The organism is Streptomyces griseomycini, from assembly GCF_014203535.1.
GTDB lineage: Bacteria > Actinomycetota > Actinomycetes > Streptomycetales > Streptomycetaceae > Streptomyces > Streptomyces griseomycini.
The window spans coordinates 303,651-327,650 of record NZ_JACHJI010000002.1; the positions used below are offsets into that span (position 1 = coordinate 303,651).

General features: G+C 71.1%; 19 protein-coding genes. 5 read left to right on the forward strand and 14 right to left on the reverse strand.

The genetic code is table 11. The annotated features are described in order from the left end of the window. Nucleotides 1-55: 55 nt before the first annotated feature. The 5 genes from FHS37_RS05930 to FHS37_RS05950 all read right to left on the reverse strand — a co-directional run bounded on the left by FHS37_RS05930 (nucleotide 56) and on the right by FHS37_RS05950 (nucleotide 6,288). Nucleotides 56-1,180 carry an ABC transporter ATP-binding protein gene (locus tag FHS37_RS05930; protein ID WP_184817970.1) on the reverse strand — a complete coding sequence of 375 codons (1,125 nt, stop codon included), beginning with the start codon at nucleotides 1,178-1,180 and terminating at the stop codon, nucleotides 56-58. A gap of 14 nt (nucleotides 1,181-1,194) precedes the next feature. After that, nucleotides 1,195-2,256 (reverse strand): ABC transporter ATP-binding protein, encoded by a 1,062-nt coding sequence (locus FHS37_RS05935; RefSeq protein ID WP_184817971.1) that lies wholly within the window; start codon nucleotides 2,254-2,256, stop codon nucleotides 1,195-1,197. Nucleotides 2,257-2,271: 15 nt separating this feature from the next. After that, the gene (locus tag FHS37_RS05940) at nucleotides 2,272-3,249 is read right to left on the reverse strand and encodes an ABC transporter permease (protein ID WP_184817972.1); all 978 of its coding nucleotides are present in this window, start codon (nucleotides 3,247-3,249) and stop codon (nucleotides 2,272-2,274) included. 99 nt (nucleotides 3,250-3,348) lie between these two features. Continuing rightward, nucleotides 3,349-5,142 (reverse strand): ABC transporter substrate-binding protein, encoded by a 1,794-nt coding sequence (locus FHS37_RS05945; RefSeq protein ID WP_184817973.1) that lies wholly within the window; start codon nucleotides 5,140-5,142, stop codon nucleotides 3,349-3,351. A 99-nt stretch (nucleotides 5,143-5,241) separates the two neighbouring features. Continuing rightward, complete coding sequence (locus FHS37_RS05950; RefSeq protein ID WP_184817974.1) at nucleotides 5,242-6,288, reverse strand: ABC transporter permease; 1,047 nt, start codon at nucleotides 6,286-6,288, stop codon at nucleotides 5,242-5,244. Nucleotides 6,289-6,813: 525 nt separating this feature from the next. Between FHS37_RS05950 and typA the strand changes: the two genes are divergently transcribed. After that, the gene (gene typA / locus FHS37_RS05955; RefSeq protein ID WP_184817975.1) at nucleotides 6,814-8,730 is read left to right on the forward strand and encodes a translational GTPase TypA; all 1,917 of its coding nucleotides are present in this window, start codon (nucleotides 6,814-6,816) and stop codon (nucleotides 8,728-8,730) included. Between the two features lie 67 nt (nucleotides 8,731-8,797). Here the strand turns inward: typA and FHS37_RS05960 are convergent, their stop codons facing one another. Continuing rightward, the gene (locus FHS37_RS05960; RefSeq protein ID WP_184817976.1) at nucleotides 8,798-11,038 is read right to left on the reverse strand and encodes an ABC transporter family substrate-binding protein; all 2,241 of its coding nucleotides are present in this window, start codon (nucleotides 11,036-11,038) and stop codon (nucleotides 8,798-8,800) included. A gap of 289 nt (nucleotides 11,039-11,327) precedes the next feature. Here FHS37_RS05960 and FHS37_RS05965 point away from each other — a divergent pair, with 289 nt between their 5' ends. Genes FHS37_RS05965 through FHS37_RS05980 form a run of 4 tightly spaced genes read left to right on the forward strand, consistent with a single transcriptional unit; the run spans nucleotide 11,328 to nucleotide 15,238 of the window. Next, on the forward strand, nucleotides 11,328-11,621 hold the full coding sequence (locus tag FHS37_RS05965; RefSeq protein WP_184817977.1) for an Rv0250c family protein: 294 nt from the start codon (nucleotides 11,328-11,330) through the stop codon (nucleotides 11,619-11,621). Between the two features lie 36 nt (nucleotides 11,622-11,657). Then, entirely contained in the window at nucleotides 11,658-12,494 is an 837-nt protein-coding gene (sdhC, locus tag FHS37_RS05970; protein WP_184817978.1) for a succinate dehydrogenase subunit SdhC, read from the forward strand. Nucleotides 12,495-12,512: 18 nt separating this feature from the next. Further along, nucleotides 12,513-14,477 (forward strand): fumarate reductase/succinate dehydrogenase flavoprotein subunit, encoded by a 1,965-nt coding sequence (locus FHS37_RS05975; RefSeq protein ID WP_184817979.1) that lies wholly within the window; start codon nucleotides 12,513-12,515, stop codon nucleotides 14,475-14,477. Further along, nucleotides 14,474-15,238, forward strand: coding sequence for a succinate dehydrogenase/fumarate reductase iron-sulfur subunit (locus FHS37_RS05980; RefSeq protein ID WP_184817980.1), 765 nt, complete (start codon nucleotides 14,474-14,476; stop codon nucleotides 15,236-15,238). Before FHS37_RS05975 ends, FHS37_RS05980 begins: the two co-directional genes overlap by 4 nt. Here the strand turns inward: FHS37_RS05980 and FHS37_RS05985 are convergent. The 8 genes from FHS37_RS05985 to FHS37_RS06020 all read right to left on the reverse strand — a co-directional run bounded on the left by FHS37_RS05985 (nucleotide 15,225) and on the right by FHS37_RS06020 (nucleotide 23,997). After that, entirely contained in the window at nucleotides 15,225-16,589 is a 1,365-nt protein-coding gene (locus tag FHS37_RS05985; RefSeq protein WP_184817981.1) for a glycoside hydrolase family 18 protein, read from the reverse strand. The two genes, FHS37_RS05980 and FHS37_RS05985, sit on opposite strands and share 14 nt — an antisense overlap. Before the next feature lie 88 nt (nucleotides 16,590-16,677). Continuing rightward, nucleotides 16,678-17,238: a GNAT family N-acetyltransferase gene (locus tag FHS37_RS05990; protein WP_229889999.1), complete on the reverse strand. Its 561-nt coding sequence runs from the start codon at nucleotides 17,236-17,238 to the stop codon at nucleotides 16,678-16,680. Between the two features lie 32 nt (nucleotides 17,239-17,270). Continuing rightward, nucleotides 17,271-19,940, reverse strand: coding sequence for a SpoIIE family protein phosphatase (locus FHS37_RS05995; protein ID WP_184817982.1), 2,670 nt, complete (start codon nucleotides 19,938-19,940; stop codon nucleotides 17,271-17,273). Nucleotides 19,941-20,207: 267 nt separating this feature from the next. Then, nucleotides 20,208-20,669, reverse strand: coding sequence for an ATP-binding protein (locus FHS37_RS06000; protein WP_221499402.1), 462 nt, complete (start codon nucleotides 20,667-20,669; stop codon nucleotides 20,208-20,210). 129 nt (nucleotides 20,670-20,798) lie between these two features. Then, nucleotides 20,799-21,215: a (deoxy)nucleoside triphosphate pyrophosphohydrolase gene (locus tag FHS37_RS06005; RefSeq protein WP_184817984.1), complete on the reverse strand. Its 417-nt coding sequence runs from the start codon at nucleotides 21,213-21,215 to the stop codon at nucleotides 20,799-20,801. A 49-nt stretch (nucleotides 21,216-21,264) separates the two neighbouring features. Further along, a complete protein-coding gene (locus tag FHS37_RS06010; protein ID WP_184817985.1) occupies nucleotides 21,265-21,453 on the reverse strand; it encodes an SPOR domain-containing protein in 189 nt (62 codons plus the stop codon). Nucleotides 21,454-21,890: 437 nt separating this feature from the next. Next, nucleotides 21,891-22,643 (reverse strand): GntR family transcriptional regulator, encoded by a 753-nt coding sequence (locus FHS37_RS06015; RefSeq protein WP_184817986.1) that lies wholly within the window; start codon nucleotides 22,641-22,643, stop codon nucleotides 21,891-21,893. A gap of 145 nt (nucleotides 22,644-22,788) precedes the next feature. After that, nucleotides 22,789-23,997, reverse strand: coding sequence for a DUF4190 domain-containing protein (locus tag FHS37_RS06020; protein WP_229889998.1), 1,209 nt, complete (start codon nucleotides 23,995-23,997; stop codon nucleotides 22,789-22,791). Nucleotides 23,998-24,000: the final 3 nt, after the last annotated feature.

Below are 24,000 nucleotides of genomic sequence, written 5' to 3' on the forward strand. Positions count from 1 at the left end.
CGGCTGCCGTCCGCCCCTCGGGGGCGGACGGCAGCCGCGGGTGCCGCTCTCGGGGTCACTCCTTCCCGGCGGAGTCCTCCAGGGCCTTCAGCGCCGGGTCGAGGACGACGTCCTCGTCGCGGGCCTCGGTGGTCGGGTCCTCCGGGAAGTGGCAGGCCGTCAGGTGGCCCTCACGGTTGCCGGAGATCTGGACCAGCGGCGGCTCCTCGGTGGCGCACTTGTCCTGCGCCTTCCAGCAGCGGGTGCGGAAGCGGCAGCCGGACGGCGGGGAGATCGGCGAGGGCACGTCGCCGGAGAGCCGGATGCGCTCCCGCTGCTCCTCCTCGTCCACCCTCACCTCGGGCACGGCCGACAGCAGCGCGTGGGTGTAGGGGTGGCGGGGGCGGTTGTAGATCGACTCCCGGTCACCGACCTCCACGACCTTGCCGAGGTACATCACGGCCACGCGCTGGGAGAAGTGCCGGACCACCGCCAGGTCGTGCGCGATGAAGAGGAAGGCGATGCCCAGTTCGTCCTGGACCTTCTGCAGCAGGTTGATGACCTGCGCCTGGATCGACACGTCCAGGGCGGAGACCGGCTCGTCCGCCACGATCAGCTTCGGGTTCAGGGCCAGGGCGCGAGCGACGCCGATGCGCTGGCGCTGACCGCCGGAGAACTCGTGCGGGAAGCGGTTGTAGTGCTCCGGGTTGAGGCCGACGAGCTCGAGCAGCTCGCGCACCTTCTTCTCCCGGCCGCCCGCGGGGTTGATCCCGTTGACCTCCATCGGCGACTTGATGATGGAGCCGACGGTCTGCCGCGGGTTCAGGGAGGAGTACGGGTCCTGGAAGATCATCTGGATCTCGGACCGCACCGGCGCCAGCTGCTTGCGCTTGGCGTGCGTGATGTCCTGGCCCCGGTACGTGATCCGGCCGCCGGTCGGCTCCAGCAGGCGGGTGATGAGCCGGCCCGTGGTCGACTTGCCGCAGCCGGACTCCCCGACCAGGCCGAGGCTCTCGCCGACGCCCACGGTCAGGTCGACCCCGTCGACCGCCTGGACCGCCCCGACCTTCCGCTTGATCGGGAACCCGCCGTAGATCGGGAAGTGCTTGGTCAGGCCCTCGACCTCGAGGAGCGTCTCGGTCGTGGAGGGGGCGCCGTCCGTGGAGCCCTGCTGTGCGGGGAGGGTGAGGTTCTCACTCATGATCTCGGTTCTCCCTAGCGCAGCCGGGGCTGGATCTTGTCGATGAAGATGGTCTGCTTCTGCTCCGCCGTCAGGTGGCACGCGGCGGCACGGCCCGGGGCGAGCGGCGGCCGGCTGTCGGTGCAGAGGGTACCCGCCACCTGGTCCTTGTAGGCGCAGCGCGGGTGGAAGGGGCAGCCCGTGGGCGGGTTGAGCAGCGACGGCGGGGAGCCGGGGATCGGCGTCAGCTCCTCGTTGATGTCGCCGTCCAGGCGCGGCATCGAGCTGAGCAGGCCCCAGGTGTACGGGTGGCTGGGCCTGCCCAGCACCTCCTTGGTGGATCCCCGCTCCACCGCCCGGCCCGCGTACATCACCAGCAGGTCGTCCGCCATGTTGGCGATGACGCCGAGGTCGTGGGTGATGAAGATGATCGCGGAGCCGAACTCCTGCTGGAGGTCCTTGAGCAGGTCGAGGATCTGCGCCTGCACGGTCACGTCGAGCGCGGTGGTCGGCTCGTCGGCGATCAGCAGGTCCGGGTCGCACATCAGGGCCATGGCGATCATCGCGCGCTGGCGCATGCCGCCGGAGAACTGGTGCGGGTAGTCGTCGAAGCGCGTCTTGGGCTGCGGGATGCCGACCTTCTCCAGCATCTGGACCGCCCGGTCCCGGGCCTCCTTCTTGGAGGCGCCGGTGTGCTTCATGAACGGCTCGGAGAGCTGGCGGCCCACCGTGTAGTACGGCGAGAGGGCCGTCAGCGGGTCCTGGAAGATCATCGCCATCTTGTTGCCGCGGAGCCGCTCCAGGTCCTTCTCGGCGGCGGTGACGAGCTCCTGGCCGTCGAGGACGATCTCGCCCTCGATCGTGGTGGTCCGCGGGTTGTGCAGGCCGAGGATCGTCAGGTTGGTGACGGACTTGCCGGACCCGGACTCACCCACGATGCCCAGGGTCTTGCCGCGCTCGACGTCGAAGGAGAGGCCGTCGACGGCCTTGACGATGCCGTCCTCGGTGGAGAACCGCACCTTCAGGTCACGGACCGAGAGAAAGCTCTCGGGCCCGGTCGGGGCCGGGGAGTCCTCAGTTTTGGTCAGTGTGGTCACGGTGGTTCGTTCTTCCTAGGAGAGCCGGACGCGCGGGTCGATCCAGGCGTACGCGATGTCGACGAGGATGTTCATCAGCAGGATGAAGAAGGCTCCCACGAGCATGACGCCCATCGTCAGCGGGAGGTCCTTGTTCACCGCCCCGTCGACCGCGAGACGGCCGATTCCCTGGAGCGAGAAGGTGAGCTCGGTGACGACACCGCCGCCGAGCAGGGCGCTGATGTCGATGCCGAGGATGGTCACGATCGGGATCATCGAGCCGCGCCAGGCGTAGCGGAAGAAGACGTACTTGCCCGGCATGCCCTTGGCCCGGGCGGTGCGCACGTGCTCCTCCGCGAGCTGCTCGATGATCGAGGAGCGCGCCATACGGGTGTACTGCGCGGTGAAGATGGTGGACATCACGATCATGGGGATGGACAGCCCCACGAGCCAGCCGACCGGGTCCTCGGTGAACGGGACGTACTCGGGGTTCTCCATCCAGCCGGTGCTGTAGACGAGGAGCAGCAGAACGATCGGGCCGAGGAAGTAGATCTGGAACGAGCTGAGCACCATGGACGCGCCGGTGGCGACCTTGTCCACGAGGGTGCCGCGCCGGTAGGCGGCGAGCATGCCGGTGCCGAGGCCGACGGTCAGGAAGAAGACGATGCCGCCGACGGTGAGGGAGAGCGTCAGCGGGAACCTGTCCATGATCAGGTCCCAGACGTTCTCGTTGTAGTAGAAGGACTGTCCGAGGCACGGGGCGGGGCAGTCGCCCTCGGGGAAGTCGCGGCCGGCCACGATGCCGGACATGAACTCCCAGAACTGCTGCACGATCGGCTGGTCGAGTCCCAGGGCGTGGCGGATGTCCTCGAGTCTCTCGGGCGAGCAGTCCTTGCCACAGGCCAGGGAAGCGTAGTCGGACGGTGCGGCGACGAAGAGGAAGAAGGTTGCGGCACCGATCAGAAACAGGGTGACGACAGCACCGACTGAGCGCCGGAGGATGTACTGAAGCATGGCGGTGGGGGCTGCTCTCTACGGAGACGGTGGACGGTTTCACGGAACCGCGGGGGCACGCTCCGCCTGGTGCGCGCCCCCGCGATCAGCCGTAACGGGTTACGACTTCAGGAACAGTCGGGTGAGGTCGATGTAGCTCGACTCGGTGCTGTAGCGGGCACCGCCGATGTTCGAACCGTAGAGCTGGAACTGCTTGGTGTACCACAGCGGAGCGGCCGGGTTGACCTCTTCCAGGATGTACTTGTGGGCCTCCTGCCAGGTCTTGGCGGCCTCCTCCGGCTGCTGGGTCAGCGCCTTCGCGATCAGCTGCTGGACCTTCGGGTCGTCGATGTGCGAGTAGTTCGACTTACCGTCGCCGACCTGGTCGCCGTCGTAGATCGGCGTGACGACCGTGGCCGGGGACGGCCAGTCCTGGCCCCAGCCGGTGATGTAGATGTCGTACGGGTTCTTGACCTTGCCGATCTGCTCGTAGTAGCTCGCCGCGTCGATCTCCTTGGAGACGACGTCGATGCCGACCTTGCCCAGGGCGTCCTCGATGGCGACCTTGCGCTTCTGGCCCTGCTCGGAGTTGCCGTAGGCGAAGACGAGCTTCTTCTCGGCGGCCGGAACGTCCTTCAGGAGCTCCTTGGCCTTCTCGATGTTGCCGCTCGGCGTCTTCAGACGGCCGTACGGGTCGTAGGCCGCGTCGTAGCCCGGCAGGGTCGGGGCGAACAGGTTCGGGGCCACGTCGCCGCCGTAGGCACCGCCCTCACCGGCGATGAGCGACTTGGAGTTCACCGCGTAGGCGACGGCGTCACGGACCGCCTTGTTCTTGACCCGGTCCAGGTTGAAGGTGAGCTGCATGACGTAGGGCTGGTAGCCCTTGATCGTGCGCTTGTTGACGGCCGGGTCGCTGATGACGTCCTGGATCTGGGTGGAGTCGACGCTGCCGGTGAACTGGATGGCGTTCTTGTCGCCGCCCTGGTCGGCGATCAGACGCTTGGTCTGGGTCGACTCGGTGACACCGAACTGGAAGTTCCAGCCGTCCACGTACTGGTGGCGCACGGCGTCGCTCTTCGGGTCCCAGTTCTCGTTCTTGACGAGCTTGAGGGACTTGCCCGCCTTGACTTCCGCGATCTTGTAGGGACCGAGGGAGACGGGCTTCTTGTCGTACTTCTCCTTCGTGTCGGTCTCCTCCGGCACGATGGAGTAGCCCGGCATGGCGAGCGTCATCGGCAGGTCGGGACGCGGCTTGTCGAAGTGGAAGACGATGGTCTTGTCGTCCGGGGTCTCCAGGACGCTGTCCGGGAGGTGCTTCTTGCCGTAGCCGCCGTCCGGCAGGGCCTTGCGGTAGTCGGGGCCGCTCAGCCAGGTCTGCAGGTAGGTCGGGCCGTCGAAGATGAACTCCGCGTACTGGCGCTCGATGGTGTGGCGGACGTCGGCGGACGTGATCGGGTTGCCGTTCTCGTCCTTGAGGCCGTCCTTGAGGGTGTACGTCCAGGTCTTGTTGTCGTTGGACGCCTTGCCCGAGTCGGTCGCGAGGTCACCCACGACCGCGACACCGCCCTTGCCGTCCTCCTGGAAGTTCGTCAGGCCGCGGAAGAGCAGGTTGGAGAGCTGGCCGGCGTCGGAGACGTAGATCTGACCCGGGTCCATGTGCGAGATGCCGGACTCCTGGTAGACCGTGACCGTGCCGCCCGGCTTGGCGCCCGGGACCTCTTCGGCCGGGCCGGCCGAAGCCGCGGCGTCCAGGTAGGTGACGCTCTGGGACTGCTCCTTGGCCTCCTCCTGGTCCTTCTTGGAGTCCTTGCCGGAGTTACCGCCCGTGTTCTCCGAGCAGCCGGTGAGCGCGAGGGAGCCGGCCGCTATCGCGACCAGAATGGCGCGCGCTCTGCGCGAGTTGAGCGACTTCATGAGGCGTATGCACCTACCTGTCGTTGTTATCCATGAGTACTGCCTGACGCGGCTGGTAGGCCGACGCGGGGGCGGCAGCCACCCCCCACCAATGGACGACTAGCGCCCGGACTTGGGGTCGAAGGCATCCCGTACGGAGTCTCCGAGGAGGTTGAAGCACAGGATGAAGATCACCAGCGCCACACCCGGGAAGAAGATGAAGGCCGGGTCCTGCTGGGTGTACTGCGCGCCGGCGGCGAACAGTCGTCCCCAGTCCGGCGTGGGCTCGACGAAGCCGACGCCCGCGAAGGAGAGGAAGGCGATGGTCAGGATGGTGCTGGGCAGCTGGTACGTGAACTGCACCAGCACCGGGGTGACGATGTTCGGCAGGATCTCCTTGCGGATGATGCGTGCCGGCGAGGCACCGGACACCTTGGCGGCCTCGATGAACTCGCGCTCGCGCACCGCCAGCACGACGGAGCGGACCAGTCGGGCCATGCCCATCCATCCGAGGACCCACAGCACGATCAGGATCGCCAGCGCCCTGAAGTACGTGGGCGTCTCCTCCCGCGGGTCCACGAAGAAGGCGGTCACCACGGGCATGAAGGCGATGAAGAACAGCTGCGAGGGGAAGGACAGGAAGAAGTCCGTGACCCGGCCGAGCCAGTAGTCGGTGCGGCCGCCGAAGTAACCGCCGACCAGACCGATGATCACACCCGTGACCGTCAGCAGGGTCGCCACGCCCAGCGCCATGTACAGCGAGGTCCGCATGCCGTACACCAGCATGGCGAAGAGGTCACGGCCGTACTGCGGCTCGACGCCGAACCAGTGCTCCGCGGAGACGCCGCCGAAGTAACCCAGCGGAAGACCGAACTCGTCCAGCACCGGCTTGTCCGCATATGTGGGGTCCTGCCCGTACAGGGTGTACGGGTCCGTCCCGCTGATCGCGGTGAGCACGGGCGCCAGCAGGGCAATGACGAAGAAGAAAATCACTACCCCGGCACAGACCATGCCGGTACGGTCACGCCTGAAGCGCTGCCACATGAGCCGGCCGGGCGAACGGCCCTCGAGGCCCGTCTTGTTCTTGGCGGTCTCGCTGGTCGACGCCAGTTCGGGTTCCAAGGCGACCGCGGACCCCGAGTCCTCGGCCTTGGTTGGACTGGTCATGTGTGTTCTTCCCCCGGGGGGTTGGAGAGTTGAGCGCAGCACAGATACCGGCAGGTTCTGCGGTTTGGGGGAACTTTCGCCAAGACCATCAACGCGCGTCAAGGGCGGAAGACATAGGGATCTCCCTACCGTCCATATTTTGAGCGAAAATTGCAAAGATTGACACCTACGCGCGCTTGACACCCCTGTGCACAAACCGACAAAACGGTCATACGGAAATAATTTTCTGTTTACATGTCCGAAACCCGTTGGTGTGATCACCGGTATCCGAACAGCGCTTCGCGCTCCCCAGGGGCCCCACGGGCAGCACGGGGCCCGGCCGGAACCTCCCGGGCCCCGAAACGCCCGGGGCTCCTGAGGTCCGGGTCTCCGGGACGCCGCCGGGGGCTCCCGGGCTCGGGAAGACGGTCCCGCCGACGGCCCCGTACCATGGGGTGAGGCCGTGGCGTGTCCAGCCCGGCAGGGCCCGCGCACCGCAGACGTCTGCGCAGGGCATCCTTCACCACCTCCGGGAGTACGCCTTTTATGGCACCGTCTGTTACGCGTCACGACATCCGCAACGTCGCCATCGTCGCCCACGTCGACCACGGCAAGACCACCATCGTCGACGGCATGCTCAAGCAGGCCGGCGCCTTCGCCGCCCACCAGCTCGACCAGGTCGACGACCGCATGATGGACTCGAACGACCTGGAGCGTGAGAAGGGCATCACGATCCTCGCCAAGAACACGGCGGTGAAGTACCACCCCAAGGACGGCGGGGACCCGATCACCATCAACATCATCGACACCCCCGGCCACGCCGACTTCGGCGGCGAGGTCGAGCGCGGCCTGTCGATGGTCGACGGCGTGGTGCTGCTGGTGGACGCCTCCGAGGGCCCGCTGCCGCAGACCCGCTTCGTGCTGCGCAAGGCGCTCCAGCAGCGGCTGCCGATCATCCTGTGCATCAACAAGACGGACCGCCCGGACGCCCGCATCGACGAGGTGGTCAACGAGACCTACGACCTCTTCCTCGACCTGGACGCCGACGAGGAGCAGATCGAGTTCCCGATCGTCTACGCCTGCGGCCGGGACGGCGTCGCCTCCCTGACCAAGCCGGAGGACGGCACGGTCCCGGGCGACTCCGACTCGCTGGAGCCGTTCTTCTCCACGATCCTGGAGCACATCCCGGCCCCCACCTACGACGAGGGCGCCCCGCTCCAGGCCCACGTCACCAACCTCGACGCCGACAACTTCCTCGGCCGCATCGCCCTGCTGCGCGTCCACCAGGGCGAGCTGAAGAAGGGGCAGACCGTCGCCTGGATGAAGCGCGACGGCTCGGTCTCCAACGTCCGCATCTCCGAGCTGATGATGACCGAGGCGCTCACCCGCAAGCCCGCCGAGAAGGCCGGCCCCGGTGACATCTGCGCCGTCGCCGGCATCCCGGACATCATGATCGGCGAGACGCTGGCCGACCCGGAGAACCCCGTCGCCCTGCCGCTGATCACGGTGGACGAGCCGGCGATCTCCATGACCATCGGCACCAACACCTCCCCGCTGGTCGGCCGCGGCGGCACCGGCAAGGGCGCCGACAACAAGGCGGCCGTCAAGGACCGCAAGGTCACCGCCCGCCAGGTCAAGGACCGCCTGGACCGCGAGCTGATCGGCAACGTCTCGCTCCGCGTCCTGGAGACCGACCGCCCCGACGCCTGGGAGGTGCAGGGCCGCGGCGAGCTGGCGCTGGCCATCCTGGTCGAGCAGATGCGCCGGGAGGGCTACGAGCTCACCGTCGGCAAGCCGCAGGTGGTCACCAAGGACGTCGACGGCAAGGTCTACGAGCCGGTCGAGCGCATGACCATCGACGTCCCCGAGGAGCACATGGGCGCGGTCACCCAGCTCATGGGCGTCCGCAAGGGCCGGATGGACAACATGTCCAACCACGGCTCGGGCTGGGTGCGCATGGAGTTCGTGGTGCCCTCCCGGGGTCTGATCGGCTTCCGCACGGAGTTCCTGACCCAGACCCGCGGCACGGGCATCGCCCACTCCATCCACGAGGGGCACGAGCCCTGGTTCGGGACGCTGCAGACCCGCAACAACGGCTCCCTGGTCGCCGACCGTGCCGGTGCCGTCACCGCGTTCGCGATGACCAACCTGCAGGAGCGCGGCGTGCTCTTCGTCGAGCCCGGCACCGAGGTGTACGAGGGCATGATCGTCGGCGAGAACTCCCGCTCCGACGACATGGACGTCAACATCACCAAGGAGAAGAAGCTCACCAACATGCGGTCGTCCACGGCCGACGTGGCCGAGTCGATCGTGCCGCCGCGCAAGCTGTCGCTGGAGCAGTCCCTGGAGTTCTGCCGCGACGACGAGTGCGTCGAGGTGACCCCGGAGGCGGTCCGCATCCGCAAGGTGAACCTGGACGCCCGCGAGCGCGCCCGCGCCGCGAGCCGCGCCAAGCACGGCTGACCCGGCCGGCACGGACGGAGGCGGTGCACCCCGGTGGGGTGCACCGCCTCCGTCCGTTCTCCGGGTGTCAGTCCCCGGCCGAGGAGTCGGCGCTCTTCGCGCCCGGTGTCCCCGCCGGCCCCTGCGCGCCCTTCTTCAGGAAGCCCATGTCCTCGTACACCGGCGTGCGGAAGCCGAAGGCGCCGGCGTTGGCCAGGTCCTTGCGGGCCGCGACGAGCTGGGGGCGCTGGTAGAGGGGGATGGAGCCGGCCGCCGCCCAGATGCGGGAGTCCGCCTTGCGGATCAGTGCGCGGCGCTCGGCGTCGTCGAGCGTGGTGATGGCCTGGTCGAAGAGCTGGTCGACCTGGTCGGTGCCGACGCGGGTGTAGTTCTGCTCGACGTTCAGCGAGCCGTCGGCGGCCGGGACCGGCTTGGCGTAGACGGGGCGGGCGTCGGTGGCGGGGAAGGCGGTCGCGGGCCAGGAGTACAGGGCGAGGTCGTACTCGCCGGAGGCGATGTGGTCCTTGAAGTAGCTCGCGTCGTCGACCCTGGAGACGTCCGTGCGGATGCCGATCCTCTCCAGCATCCGGGAGATCCGGTCGGCCACGGTGCGCAGGGTGTCCGAGCCGGGTCCCGAGGGCAGCACGAAGCGGAGGGTGAGCGCCTTGCCGTTCTTGGCGACGGGGACGGTCCCGGCCCGGGCCGGGGCGGCGGTGCCCTTGGGGGCGTAGGCGCCGGGGGCGCCGCCCTGCTTCAGGTGCTGGGTGCCGGTGCCGGAGTCCTGCGGCGCCTTGTCGTCGCCGCCGTTCTCCCGGCCGTCCTTCCCGTCACCCCCTTTGCGCTTCTTCTCCTTTTCGTCGTTCTTGTTCTCTTCGCTCTCGCCGACGACGTACGTGCCGTCGTCCTCCCCGGAGCCCTCGCCCTTCTTCCCCTCCGCGCCGGCCGCCTTCTCCCCCTTCTCCTTCTCCTCCTCGACCGGCCCGCCCGGCACCCACCCGGCGTCCGACAGCAGCGCCCGCGCCTCCTTGACGTCCGGGCGGCCGAGGGCGCCGCTGTTGTCGGCGTAGGCGGCCTGGCCGGACAGCGCCAGGTGGCTGCCGACCGGCTCGGCGGGCAGACCGAGCGGCTTCAGCACCGCCTCGGCCAGCTCCTTCCGGTCCAGGGCGCGGGCCACGGCACGGCGGACCCGCTCGTCGGAGAGGGGGCCGTCGGCGCCGTTGAGGGCGAGCTGGGTGTAGGCCGGCTCCAGTGACTTGCGCACCTCGAAGCCGCTGAGGGCCTTCTGCCGGCGGGCGTACTTCGCGGCCTTCCTGCGCCGCTTCTCGCGGGCGGAGACCTCCTCGTCGGCGGCCTCCTCGTCGGAGCCGTTCGCGATCGCCCAGGAGCGCAGCTCGTCGGCGGCGGACCGGTCGGCGGCGGGGCCCATGAGGGGCGTGCTCGCGCTCTGCGGGCCGGCCGCGGCGGTGACGCGGCCTGCGGCGGCCGGGTCGATCTCGGCCAGGTCGACGGTGCCGGCGGCGAGCGCGGAGACCCGCTTGTCGCGGGGCACGGCGCGCAGCACGATCTCCGAGAGCCTGGCGGGGTCGCCCCACCAGCGCGCGTTGCGGGTGAGGGTGACCTCGTCCTCCTTGCCGTCGACCTTCTTCACCGTGAAGGGGCCGGCGGTGACCTTCAGCTTCTTGCGGGCCCCGTCGTTGAAGGAGTCCGGGGTGCCCATGACCTCCTTCGGGTACAGCGGCGTGAACAACGACTTCCAGTCGGCGTAGGGACGGCTGAAGGTGACCTTGACCTCCAGGTCCCCCTTGCCGCGCTCGACCTTCTCGATGCGGTCGTAGCCGGCGTTGCGGGCGGTCCAGTAGGCGGTGTCCTTCCCGGACAGGGCGCGCCACTGGGCGGCGAAGTCGGCGGCGCCGATCTCGCGGCCGTCGCTCCAGACGGCCTGCTGGCTGAGCCGGTAGAGGACGACCTGCTTGGGCTCGGTCTCGACGACCTCGGCGGACTCCAGGTAGTCGGGGTCGCGCACCGGCCGCCCCCGGCCGTCCGTCCGGAACATCGAGGGCAGGACGGCCTGCGCGATCCGGACGGTGGTGGCGTCGGCGTCCGACTGGAAGACGTTCAGGGTGTCCGGGACGGTGTCCACGGCCCAGCGCAGGGTGCCCCCGTCGGCGATCTCCGCGCGGTCGGCGGGCTCGACGTCCGGCCCGGCGAGGGGCTTGCCCGCCGGGTCCTCGGAGCCGCATCCGGCCAGCGCGGGCACCGCGAGCACGCCCGCCGTGAGGAGGGCGACCGAGCGCAGAGCCGCGCGCGGACCGACGCCGTCGTGGGACATCTCTGGGTACCTCCGGGAAGCCGCGGGCGTTACGATCACTTTTGGTGGTATTTGGAGCTCATCAGATGTATGCGGCCACTGAAAAGGAAAGGGGTCGGCAACCGGGGGCGACACGGCGGCCACGGGCGGGAAGCCCACCCGTGCGGCGCAAAGCACCGAACGGTGCACCCGTACGCCTCGGCCAATCGATGCACATCCCTTCACAGCGCAAGGTGTGACGCGCAACACTCGCAGGCGCATGAACGTCGCCGCCTTGGGCCTGAAGGTCCCGTGGAAGTGAGGTCACGTCATGTCCGTGCACGATGAACTGACGACCGTCCAGCGCTGCCTCGACGACCTGATCCGGTCGGTGGGGCGCCTGGAGAAGCAGCTCGGCAGCGGCGGCCTGGAGATGCGCCGCGTCCGAGCCGACACCAACCACCTGCGCGAGAGCGTCGCGCTGCTGCGGGAGACGGCCGCCGCGTCGGCCGCCGCGTCGAAGCGGCCCGACCTCGTCACCATCTCCGACACGCCGTACGACCCCTCGCTGTGGGTGGACACGGACGACGAAGGGCTCGGCGCCCGCGACCGTCGCGCTCCCTGACCCCCCGATCCCCCCGACCTCGACCGGAGTGGACACGTGGCCACAGGTACCGAACCTCCTGCCACCGAACCCCGCCCCCGAAGCGGCGGCGTCACGGCGGGCACGCGCGCCGCGATCGACGCCCCGCACCTGCGGACCGACCGCTGGTGGCTGGCCCCGGCCGCCACCGCGGTCGGCCTGCTCGCCTTCGTCGTCTACTCGACCTGGCGGGCCTTCGCGAACGCCGACTACTACGCGGCACCGTACGTCTCGCCGTTCTACTCCCCGTGCCTCGCGGAGAACTGCGAACCCATGAAGGCCGGGCCGAACTGGGAGATCTTCGGCAGCTGGTGGGGCGTCTCACCGGCGATCATCATCCTGATCTTCCCGCTCGGCTTCCGCCTGACCTGCTACTACTACCGCAAGGCCTACTACCGGGGCTTCTGGGCGTCCCCGCCGGCCTGCGCGGTGGCCGAGCCGCACAGGAAGTACACCGGCGAGACCCGCTTCCCGCTGATCCTGCAGAACGTCCACCGGTACTTCTTCTACGCGGCGATCCCGGTCGCCGCCATCCTGACCTACGACACCGTGCTCGCCTTCCGCGACGAGCACTACGAGTGGGGCCACATGGGGCTCGGCACGCTCGTCTTCCTGGTCAACATCGTGTTGATCTGGGCGTACACGATCTCCTGCCACTCCTGCCGGCACATCGTCGGCGGGAAGCTCAAACACTTCTCGAAGCATCCGGTGCGCTACCGGATGTGGCAGTGGGTGGGCCGGCTGAACGCCCGGCACATGCAGCTCGCCTGGGCGTCGCTGCTGAGCGTGGCGCTCGCCGACCTCTACGTGTACCTCGTCGCGTCCGGCGCCTTCGACGATCCGCGCTTCTTCTAACCGAGTGGGGACTGACAGATGTCCGTGGTCGACCGGCAGGAATGGGACGTCGTCGTGGTCGGTGCGGGCGGCGCCGGACTGCGCGCCGCCGTCGAGGCGCGCGAGCGGGGCGCCCGTACGGCCGTGATCTGCAAGTCCTTGTTCGGCAAGGCGCACACGGTGATGGCCGAGGGCGGCATCGCGGCGGCGATGGGCAACGTCAACGCCGGGGACAACTGGCAGGTCCACTTCCGCGACACCATGCGCGGCGGGAAGTTCCTCAACCAGTGGCGGATGGCCGAACTGCACGCCCGGGAGGCGCCGCAGCGGGTGTGGGAGCTGGAGACCTGGGGTGCGCTGTTCGACCGGACGAAGGACGGCCGGATCTCGCAACGCAACTTCGGCGGCCACGAGTACCCGCGCCTCGCGCACGTCGGCGACCGCACGGGGCTCGAGCTGATCCGCACGCTCCAGCAGAAGATCGTCGCCCTGCAGCAGGAGGACTTCCGGGAGACCGGGGACCACGAGTCCCGGCTGAAGGTCTTCCAGGAGTGCACGGTCACGCGCGTGCTCAAGGACGGCGAGCAGGTGGGCGGCGTCTTCGGGTACGAGCGGGAGTCCGGGCGCTTCTTCGTGCTGGAGGCGCCCGCCGTGGTGATCGCGACCGGCGGCATCGGCAAGTCGTTCAAGGTGACGTCGAACTCGTGGGAGTACACCGGCGACGGTCACGCGCTGGCGCTGCTGGCCGGGGCCCCGCTGCTGAACATGGAGTTCGTGCAGTTCCACCCGACGGGCATGGTCTGGCCGCCGTCGGTGAAGGGGATCCTGGTCACCGAGTCGGTGCGCGGGGACGGCGGGGTGCTGCGCAACTCCGAGGGCAAGCGCTTCATGTTCGACTACGTCCCGGACGTCTTCAAGGACAAGTACGCGGAGTCCGAGGAGGAGGCCGACCGCTGGTACGACGACCCGGACCACAACCGGCGCCCGCCCGAGCTGCTCCCCCGCGACGAGGTGGCCCGCGCGATCAACGCCGAGGTGAAGGCGGGCCGCGGCTCCCCGCACGGCGGGGTCTTCCTGGACGTGTCCACGCGGATGCCGGCCGAGGTGATCAAGCGGCGGCTGCCGTCGATGTACCACCAGTTCAAGGAACTGGCGGACGTCGACATCACGGCGGAGGCGATGGAGGTCGGGCCGACCTGCCACTACGTGATGGGCGGCGTCGCCGTCGACTCCGACTCGGCGGCGGCGCGCGGCGTGCCGGGGCTGTTCGCGGCCGGTGAGGTGGCCGGCGGGATGCACGGCTCCAACCGGCTCGGCGGGAACTCCCTGTCCGACCTGCTGGTGTTCGGGCGCCGGGCGGGCTGGCACGCGGCCGAGTACGCGGCCGGGCGGGCGGCCGCGCGCCCCCGGGTGGACGACGCCCAGGTCGACGCCGCCGCCGCGGAGGCGCTGCGGCCGTTCTCGGCGGAGAGCGGGGAGGGCGGGGAGCCGGCCGGGGGGCCGCCGGAGAACCCGTACACCCTGCACCAGGAACTCCAGCAGACGATGAACGACCTGGTCGGCATCATCCGCCGCGACGCGGAGATGAAGCAGGCGCTGGAGAAGCTGGGCGAGCTGCGGGCGCGGGCGCGCCGGGCCGGGGTGGAGGGGCACCGGCAGTTCAACCCGGGCTGGCACCTCGCCCTCGACCTCAGGAACATGCTGCTGGTCAGCGAGTGCGTGGCGCGGGCCGCGCTGGAGCGCACCGAGTCGCGCGGCGGGCACACCCGCGAGGACCACGCGGCGATGGACCGCGCGTGGCGCAACGTGAACCTGCTGTGCACCCTCACCGACCCCGCGGGCGCCCTCACCGACCCCGCGGGCGGTCTCGCGGCCACCGATCCGGTGCGCGGCCAGATCACCCTCACCCGTGAGACCACCGAACCCATCCGCCCCGACCTGCTCGCCCTCTTCGAGAAGGAGGAGCTGGTCAAGTACCTCGCCGAAGAGGAGCTGTACGAGTGAGCAGCTACGAGGCCCGCTTCAAGGTGTGGCGCGGGGACGCCGAGGGTGGCGGCCTGGAGGACTTCGAGGTCGAGGTGAACGACGGCGAGGTGGTCCTCGACATCATCCACCGCCTCCAGGCCACCCAGGTCCCCGACCTCGCCGTGCGCTGGAACTGCAAGGCCGGAAAGTGCGGTTCGTGCTCGGCGGAGATCAACGGGCGTCCCCGGCTGATGTGCATGACCCGCATGTCGGTGTTCGAGCGGGACGAGACGGTCACCGTGACGCCGCTGCGGGCGTTCCCGGTGATCCGCGACCTGGTGACGGACGTCGGCTTCAACTACGCCAAGGCCCGGCAGGTCCCGGCCTTCGTGCCGCCGGAAGGGCTCGGTCCGGGCGAGTACCGGATGATGCAGGAGGACGTGGACCGCTCGCAGGAGTTCCGCAAGTGCATCGAGTGCTTCCTGTGCCAGGACACCTGCCACGTGGTCCGCGACCACGAGGAGAACAAGCAGGCGTTCGCGGGACCGCGGTTCCTGATGCGGATCGCCGAACTGGACATGCACCCGCTGGACGCGGCCGAGGAGGCCGGCCTGGACCGCAAGCGCACGGCCCAGGACGACCACGGCCTCGGCTACTGCAACATCACCAAGTGCTGCACGGAGGTCTGTCCCGAGGGGATCAGGATCACGGACAACGCGCTGATCCCGCTGAAGGAACGGGCGGTCGACCGCAAGTACGACCCGCTGGTGTGGCTGGGGTCGAAGATCAGGAGGCGTTAGGGCGCAGCCAGCCGTTCCGGTACTCGTTCCAGTTCGTCTCCGTCGCCGCGAAGTCGATGTACGGGGCGACACCGAAGAGTTCCCGGCCGGGGTCGGTCCGGGAGAGGCCGAGGCGGGCGCCGCGGACGGCGGCGGCGACGGTCTCGGCGTGGCCCCAGTGGTCGAAGTTGCTCTCGTGGTAGAAGGGCAGCCCGATCAGCAGGTGGGTGGTGGGCGGGGTGACCTCCAGGGCGAGGGAGGTCTGCTGGGCGACGTAGCCGCCGTAGGTGCCCTCCAGCGGCTGCGCGGTGTCGTACGTCATCACGGCGATCTGGTCGACGCGGCGGGCGACCTGGCCGAAGAACTCCTGCGACCACCACTTGGGGTGTTCGGTGAAGAGGCCGAACACGGAGTGGAGGGCGGGGAGCGGGTCGATCTGGTGGGCGGCCACGGACAGCTGCGCGTCCCGGGCGCGGGTGACGGCGCGCAGGTCGTCCAGGAGGGAGAGGTAGTCCCGGTCGCCGGAGTGCAGCGGCTCCAGGTCGAGGTGGACGCCGTCGTAGCCCGCGTCCAGGACCTGACCGGCGCTGCGGACGACGGCGGCGCGGGTCGCGGCGCGGTCCAGGTGCAGGCCGTCGGGGCCCCCGTTGGCGAGGACGTCCCCGAGGAAGGCCTGGACCCGGACGCCCGGCAGCTCCCGGTGCACGGCGTCGATCAGCCAACGGGCTCGCGGGTAGGCAGACTTCGGCAGGGTTCCGTCGTGCTCCAGCGGCCCGGAGTGGACGTACAGGTCACGGATCCCGGTGTCCTCGAGGCGGCGGGCGAGCGCGGTGACGTCGGCGTCCTTCTTGCGCCCGTCGACCCAGGCGTGCCCGAGCCACATGGCGTCCCGGTCACGGGTGTACGTCCCGTCCGCCGGGTCGCCCATGTAGTTGACGCGCAGGGCGGTCCCGGCGGCGAGGAGGGGGACGAGGAGCGCGAGGACGAGCACGAGGGCGGCGCGTCCGACCCGGCGGGCCCAGGGCCTGCGGCGTTCCCCGCGGGACGCGTCGGGCACGCCGGACGGGTCCGGAGCTTCCGAAGCCTCGACCGGGCCGGGCGGACCCGGGGAGGCCGGGCCACCGGAACCCTCGACCGCCTCACGCACGCCGGACGACTCCGGGACCTCCGGAGCCTCCGCCGGGCCGGGCGGACCCGGGGAGGCCGGGGCTCTCGGAGTCTCCGCCGGGTCGGACCGGGCCGGTGGGTCCGGGGCGTCGGAGGGCTCGGCCGGGCCCGCGCCGGTGGCCCCCGGAGGGGTCGCGCCGGACGGTTTCGGCGGGCTGTCCCCGTCTCCTTCGGCCATCGGCTGCTGCGGCTCCGTGCGGTCCATCCCGGCCCCCTCATCCGTCGACTTCCGTCGGCGGCCTCGTGGTTGGTGTTGCCGGGGAGGACGAGGGGAACAGATGTTCCGGTTGCGGTCAGCAGGGGGAGGGCGCCCGCCGGACGTGCCGGTGGCCGTCCAGGGGGAAGGCCGGCGGGGCGGCGGGGAGAAGGCCGGACAGCACGAAGCCGCTCTTCTCGGCGACGCGGCAGGAGGCCGCGTTGTCGACCTGGTGCAGCAGCTCCAGACGGGACAGACCCTCGTGGGCGAAGGTGGCGAAGGCCCAGTCGGACAGGGCCGTCAGGGCGCGGGGGGCCACTCCCCTGCCCCGCGCGTGGGCCGCCGTCCAGTAACCGACCTCGGCCGAGGGGGAGCCCGTGGCCGGGCGTTTGAGGACGACGTTGCCCACCGGCCGGGCGTCGGACGCCCGCGTCTCCTCCACGGCGAACGCCAGGCGTTCGCCGGTCTCCCAGCCGCGCCGCTGCTCGGCCACCCACCGCGCCGCGCTCGGCTCGTCGTGCACGGGCGCGGTCGCCCAGCGGCGCATGGCCTCGTCCTCGTACAGCTCGGCGAGGGCGGCCGCGTCCTTCGGGGCCCAGGGGCGCAGGGTGAGGGTGCCGGTCGTCAGGCGTACCGGGGTGGCCGGGGTGATGTGCACGGTGCGAGCGTACGCGCCCCGCCGACACCCCGTCAGAACAGGCCCAGCAGTGCCTCCGCCGGGTCGGTGAGGGGGGTGTCGGCGCCGGGGAGGGGGAGTTCGAACCAGACCGTCTTGCCCCGGGGGGTGCGGCGGGAGCCCCAGGCCGCGCTGAGCAGGCCGACGAGCTGGAGGCCGCGACCGCCCTCGTCGGTGTCGCGGGCGCGGCGGCGGCGCGGCTGGACCAGGCCGGCGTCCCAGACCTCGCAGACCAGGGTGCGGTCGAGGAGGAGGCGGAGCCTGATCTCCCCCTCGCCGTAGCGCAGGGCGTTGGTGACCAGTTCGCTGACCAGCAGCTCCGTGGTGTCGACCAGGGACTCCATGTCCCAGCCGATCAGCTGGGCGCGGGCGTACTCGCGGGCGCGGCCCACGCTGCGGGGCTCACGCGGCAGGGTCCAGTCGCCGACGGACTCGGCGGGCAGCCCCTGGATCCGGGCCATCAGCAGGGCGATGTCGTCCTCGCCGTGGTGGGTGTCGAGGGTGTTGAGGACGTGGTCGCAGACGTCCTCCAGGTTCGGCTGGGTGTCGGCGCGCGGCGCCGTCGTCGAGGAGTGGTGGCCGGGCGACGGGCGGGAAGGGTCCGTGAGCGCGCCCACGAAGGCCTGGAGGCCCTCGTCGAGGGGGTGGTCGCGGCTTTCGACCAGTCCATCCGTGTAGAGCGCGAGCAGGGAGCCTTCGGGCAGTTCGACCTCGACCTCCTCGAAGGGTTCGCCCCCGACGCCGAGCGGCATGCCGGGCGGCACGTCCAGCATCAGCGCGGGCTCGCCGGGTTCGACCAGGACGGGCGGCAGGTGGCCCGCGTTGGCGAAGGTGCAGCGTCTGGTCACCGAGTCGTAGACGGCGTAGACGCAGGTCGCCAGGTAGACCTCGGAGAGGTCGGCCTCGCGGGGGCGGCGGGCCGCCCGGGTGGCCTGCTGCACGCCTCCGGGGGCTCCGAGGCCCCGGGCGATCTCGTCCAGCTGGGAGAGGACCTCGGCGGGTTCCAGGTCGAGCTGGGCCAGGGTGCGTACGGCGGTGCGCAGTTCGCCCATGGCCACCGCGGCGCGCAGGCCCCGGCCCATGACGTCGCCGACGACCAGCGCGGTGCGGTGGCCGGGCAGTTCGATGACGTCGAACCAGTCGCCGCCGACCTCGCCGGTCCGGCCGGTGGCCGCGTTGCCGGGCAGGTAGCGGCAGGCGATGTCGAGGCCGGAGGCCTCCGGGTCGCCGGGCGGGAGCAGGGACCGCTGCAGGATCAGCGCGCGTTCGTGCTCGCGCCGGTACAGGCGGGCGTTGTCGATGCAGACGGCGGCGCGTGCGGCCAGTTCCACCGCGAGGTCGCGGTCGCGGTCGCCGAACGGCTCGCTGCCCTTGGTCCGGGCGAACTGCGCGAGCCCCACCACCGTGTCGTGGGCGACCATCGGCACGGCGAGCGTGGACTGCACCAGGCCGCCGTCCTCGCCGGGGACGGTCTGCGGGCGGGCGGTGCGCAGGGCGTCCGCCCAGGGCGAGTTGAACGCGTAGTGGTGGACGGCGCCCAGCTTCACCCGTTCGACGGCACCGTCGAACGGCGCGTCGGAGACGGCGCTGGCGAAGGCGACGCGGCGCACCTCCGCGCTGCCGTCGGCCAGCCCCGGCGGGGTCTCGTCGCCGGCCAGCAGACCCTGGTACAGGTCGACGGTGGCCAGGTCGCAGAAGCCGGGGACGACGACGTCGAGGAGCTCGCGGGCGGTGGTCTCCAGGTCGAGGGAGTTGCCGATGCGGGCGCCGGCCTCGTTGAGGAGGGCGAGATTGCGCCGTGCGGCGGCGGCCTCGCGGGCGGCCGCGCGGCGGGCGGTGATGTCGGTTCCGAGCCAGGCGATGCCGATGGGCCGGCCGCTGCCGCTGTGCACGCGGTAGAGGTTGACGGACCAGTGGCGGCGCTCGTCGGAGCCCGGGACGAAGCCGGTGACGTGCATGTCCGTGATGGAGTCGCCGGTCTCCAGCACCCGGCGCAGGGTCGCGGCGACCCGCTCGGCCTCACCGCGCGGCAGGTAGTCGTGGACGCCCTTGCCGCGGTGGTCGTCCGGGGTGCCGCCGAAGATGGACGCGAACCGCTGGTTGGCCCGGCGTACCCGCAGATCGGGGTCGATCAGCAGGAAGCCGAACGGAGACTGGCCGAATATGGCCTGTGAGGCGGCGAGGTCGGTCTCGATGCGGCGCAGGGTGCGGACGTCGACGACGATGCAGACGGCGGCCTTCTCCCCCTCCTCGGTCCGGGTCGGCATGACGTAGACCTCGGCCAGGCCCTCCCGGTCGCGCTCGTCCCGCGCCACCGTGTCCGGCAGCCGGAAGGGCACCACCCCGGTCCACTCCCGGCCGTCGAGGATCTCGGCCATCTTGCGCTGGCCCTGCTCACGCCGGTCGGAGGCGACGAAGGCGGCGATGGGATCCATGCCGACGGCGCGGTCGGCGGGGATGCCGAAGAGCTGTTCGGCGCGCAGGCTCCACTGGTCGACCAGCCCGTCCGGGCCGATGGAGAAGGAGGCGACCTTGATGTAGTCGTACATGGAGCCGGGCGGACTGCTCTGCCACATCGCGTCGCCGGACGGGGCGTCGCCGGAGGAGAGGCCGTCCGCGGCCTCCGTCCTCGGGCCGCCCGACGAGTCCTCGGACTCCGTGGCCTTCGCTGGTATCTCGCTCACGCGAACCGTCCCCTCCAGCTCACCGCGTCCGGCACCGGTCACCGGAGGCGGCTGCCCGCAGTATCCAGCACTACGGCGCCGCACGACACGGTGTTCACGATCACAGCACGGTCCCGATGCTTTTCGGTCCGTGCTGTGAGAACACTTCCAGTCTTCTAACCAGCGGACACACCGTCGAACCCCCTCTTCGGCAACCGTCCACCGGACCGTACCGGCCGGTGGACGGGAGGAGCGGGGGCGTACACCCGCGGGCGGTGGCGCCGTGCCTCATCGCGGCACCGCGAGTTCGAACCACACGGTCTTGCCCGCGCCGCCGGGCCGGGTGCCCCAGCGGCGGGAGGTGGATTCCAGGAGCTGCAGCCCGCGACCGCCCTCGTCGTCGGGCCGGGCGACGCGCTCGTGGGGGAACTCGGGAAGCGGGTCGGAGACCTCCACCAGGAGGACACCGCCGAGGTCGGCGGGGCGCACCAGGCGGACACCGATGGGGCCGGTGGCGTGCCGCAGGGCGTTGGTGACCAGTTCGCTGACCAGCAGGGCCGTGAGGTCGCCGACGCTGTCGAGGTCCCAGCCGCGCAGCCGGGCACGGACGGCGGAACGGGCGGCGCGCACGGCCCCCGGGTCCGCGGGGAACGTCCACTCGGCGTAGTCGCCTTCGGTGTCGATCAAGCGGATCACTTCCCCGCCCAGCGAGTCCACCCATGTCCGGTTCCAGGGGGTTAATGGGCACATACCCGATACGTCGGGCCACGTACCGCGCACGGCGGCGCATTGTGGCACGAGCGGCGCGGGGAGGCACACCGCGTGTCGGCGGGGGCACGGCCCGGGCGGCGCGCGAGGCGTGCACGACGCGTGCGCCCCCTACGACTGCCGGGCGGCGAGACCGAGGTGGGTGAGGGTGTCCCGGACGGCGGGCACGTCGTGATCGAGCCAGTCGACGTCCCAGATCCGGGCGGGGGCGAGCCAGCGCAGCGCGTCGTGGTCCTCGAGGGGCCGGGGGGCGAGCGACCCGGGGCGCAGGCGGGCGGTCCACACCTGCAGCACGTAGGGCGGCCTCAACGGCCACTCCCCCGGGACGCGTTCACCGGCCTCGGCGTCGACGCCGAGTTCCTCGCGCAGCTCGCGCACGACGGCCGCGTCCGGGGCCTCCCCCGGCTCGACCTTGCCCCCGGGCAGCTCCCAGCGCCCGGCCAGCTCGGCGGGTGCGCTCCGGCGGGCGGCGAGCAGCCGCCCCTCGTGCCACAGGGCCGCCCCGACCACCACGATCCGCTCGCTCATGCGCCGGAGCCTACGGGAGACCGGCCGGGCACCCCGGCGGCGGCCGGCGTCAGCCGACGGACGTTCCGTTCTGGCCGATCCGCTCGACCCAGTACAGCTGCTTGTGTCCGCGGCTGTCGAGGCTGTCCGCGATCTTCTGCGCCTCGGCGCGGGTCGCGTACCGGCCCACGCGGTACCGGTTGCCGTTGTCGTCCTGCCGCACGACGAGCCAGGGGAGAGTGACCGTGCCGTCGTTCATCGAGCCCCTCCACTTCCCGCCCGCGACCTGTGCCGCGCCCCGCCCGGTAAGGAAACCGCAGTCCGCATATGCCTGAGCCTACGCCTTACCTTCACTCAGCGAATACGCCTTTTCACAAAGAGGCACGCAACCAGCCAGTACGCGAGGGGGCGCACGGTGGTGGATGCGCCGTGCGCGGTGACCGACGCGTCCGGTCAGCGACATGCCGCCCCGTACGCGCCACCCCCGGGCGGCCTGCGAGAACGACCAGATCGCTGCGGCGGCGGGGCGGCCGCGCCCCGGGCCGCGCGCCGGAGCGGAAGCGGTGCCGGGGCGGGGAAGGGGCGGGGAAGGGGCGGGACGGGCGTGCGACGGCTCGACGGACGGAGCGCACGGCGCGTCGCGCGCCACCGGGAGAGCACTCCGTCCGGCAGGACGGCGCTACGGCACCGGCGGCGCTACTTCACCGGGAGGTGGTAGGCGGCCCGGTAGCGGTCGGCCGGGATGACCACGTCGGCCGTCTCCACCGGGCGCCCCGAGGCGAAGTACGTGCGCTGGATGACGAGGACGACGTGCCCGGGGACGCCGCCCAGCAGGACCAGTTCCTCGGCGAGGCCGGGACGGGCGCCGACCTCCTCGGTGACGTTGTCCACGATCACGTCGATGGCGCGCATGCGCTCGACGACGCCCATGCCGCCCAGCGGACCCTCCTCGGGCAGCATCACGGGCGTCCGGCCGGTCAGGGCCAGCGGCTCCCAGGAGGTGGAGAGCATCACCGCCTCGCCGGCCTCCCGGAAGAGGTACTTGGTGCACATCACGCGGTCACCGGGTTCGATGCCGAGCCGCTCGGCGACGGCGGCGCAGGCCTCGGTCCGCTCGCTGCTGGACTCCCAGGTGCCGTGGACGCTCGCGTCGGCCTGCTCCTGGCGGAAGGGCGTGGCCCCGCGCTCCGGGCGGAACCCGGAGCGGGCGACCCGCCGGGGCACCGGCCGCTCGCGCACGTACGTCCCCGAGCCGGAGCGGCCCTCGACCAGGCCTTCCGCCATGAGCACCTTGCGCGCCTCCAGCGCGACCGTGTCCGAGACGCCGTACTCCTCGCGGATCCTCGCCTGCGAGGGGAGGCGGGTGTGCGGTGGCAGCCGGCCGTCGACGATCTTCTTGCGGAGATCGCTCGCGACGCGCAGGTACGCCGGCTGCTCACCGAAAGTCACTGGCCGCTCCCATCAGGTTGTACAGACAGCAACAGCGTGGCAACCGTAGGTTGGCCCGGGCAAGCGAAGGCCAGAGAATCACTCGATGTGATGCATGCGCCGCGCAAGGGCTTTACCAGGCACTTTCTCCCCGCTATAGCGGCCGTCACACCTCCATCTCGCCGCCCCCGGCGTCGCGCTCGGCCTCCTCGTCGTACACGGGTGGCGAGGTGTCCAGGCCCAGGGCCTTGCGCGCGGTGACCGACTTGCGGGCGTCGATGAGCTCCCAGCCCCTGTCGTGGTGCTCGTGGTACGTGTCCGCGTCGTCGGCCCCCGCGGCCCTCGCCCACTCCTCCTCGGCCTCCTCCAGCTCGCCGGCCAGGTCCGTCACCGGCCGCTCGGCGCCGGCGGGCCACGCGTGCCCGCGCAGCATCCCGGCCTGCTCGGCGAGCGCCTTCGAGACCCGGTCCGCCCATTCCTTGTGGCCGGGCAGGTCGTCCTCGACGAACTCGGCCTCGGGGGCCTCGCCCAGCGCCGTGTCGAGGACACGGGCCGCCTCGAGGTAGGCCACCTGGTGCGCGTCGAGCGTGGTCTCGTCCCTGCGCAGCGAGCCGGTGAGGGTGGCCTGCGCGTCCCGGTTGCCGAAGACGCAGGTGATCTCGCGGTCGCCGTAGCGCCAGCTCTCCCGGGACGGGACGAGGTGGTACACGTCCACGTCGTCGGGCACCGCCCAGCTGTCCATGGCGTAGGCGTCCTGGAGCGCGTAGCACCGCTCGTCGGCGGTGTCGGCGAGGCGGGCGTCCCCCGGGTAGACGCCGTCGGGCAGGGTGACCAGCGCGAAGACCTCGCCGTCGTGCTCGTCCGCGCAGGGCACCCGGTCGGCCTCGTAGGCCAGGCCCTCCAGACCGCCGGGCGAGTCGAAGCAGTCCCCCTTCCGCAGCGCGAGGACCCCGTTGCCGCGCGCCCCGTCCTTGAAGCCCTCCCAGACGTCGGCCGCGACGCCCGTGGCGAGCGACGCCACCCACAGCGCGAGCCCGAGGGACGACAGCACGGACCCGGCGATCGCCATGCCCCGGCCGCGTTCCCCCCGCCGCCGGATCTGCCGCAGCGCGATCAGCCCCAGCACGAGCCCGACGGCCGGCAGGAGGCACATCACTCCGAACACGAGGGCGGCGATGGCCACCCCGTTGACGGCGGCCGGGGGCCGGGGACCGTGGGGTCCGTACAGTCCGTAGGGCGCGAGGCCCGGACCGCCGCCGTGGGGGAACTGCGGCGCCGGGTACGGGCCTCGGGGCTGCGGAGGAGCGGAGTACGGGCCCTGGGGGCCCTGCGCGTCCTGGGGGTGCTGGGGCCCGGAGGGCGGAGGTATGGACACGAG

Excerpts from the sequence above, each read along its gene's own strand:
- FHS37_RS05930 (WP_184817970.1), bottom strand. The coding sequence starts at position 1,180 with ATGAGTGAGAACCTCACCCTCCCCGCACAGCAGGGCTCCACGGACGGC.
- FHS37_RS05940 (WP_184817972.1), bottom strand. The coding sequence starts at position 3,249 with ATGCTTCAGTACATCCTCCGGCGCTCAGTCGGTGCTGTCGTCACCCTG.
- FHS37_RS05945 (WP_184817973.1), bottom strand. The coding sequence starts at position 5,142 with ATGAAGTCGCTCAACTCGCGCAGAGCGCGCGCCATTCTGGTCGCGATA.
- FHS37_RS05950 (WP_184817974.1), bottom strand. The coding sequence starts at position 6,288 with ATGACCAGTCCAACCAAGGCCGAGGACTCGGGGTCCGCGGTCGCCTTG.
- typA (WP_184817975.1), top strand. The coding sequence starts at position 6,814 with ATGGCACCGTCTGTTACGCGTCACGACATCCGCAACGTCGCCATCGTC.
- FHS37_RS05960 (WP_184817976.1), bottom strand. The coding sequence starts at position 11,038 with ATGTCCCACGACGGCGTCGGTCCGCGCGCGGCTCTGCGCTCGGTCGCC.
- FHS37_RS05965 (WP_184817977.1), top strand. The coding sequence starts at position 11,328 with ATGTCCGTGCACGATGAACTGACGACCGTCCAGCGCTGCCTCGACGAC.
- FHS37_RS05975 (WP_184817979.1), top strand. The coding sequence starts at position 12,513 with ATGTCCGTGGTCGACCGGCAGGAATGGGACGTCGTCGTGGTCGGTGCG.
- FHS37_RS05985 (WP_184817981.1), bottom strand. The coding sequence starts at position 16,589 with ATGGACCGCACGGAGCCGCAGCAGCCGATGGCCGAAGGAGACGGGGAC.
- FHS37_RS06000 (WP_221499402.1), bottom strand. The coding sequence starts at position 20,669 with ATGTGCCCATTAACCCCCTGGAACCGGACATGGGTGGACTCGCTGGGC.
- FHS37_RS06005 (WP_184817984.1), bottom strand. The coding sequence starts at position 21,215 with ATGAGCGAGCGGATCGTGGTGGTCGGGGCGGCCCTGTGGCACGAGGGG.
- FHS37_RS06010 (WP_184817985.1), bottom strand. The coding sequence starts at position 21,453 with ATGAACGACGGCACGGTCACTCTCCCCTGGCTCGTCGTGCGGCAGGAC.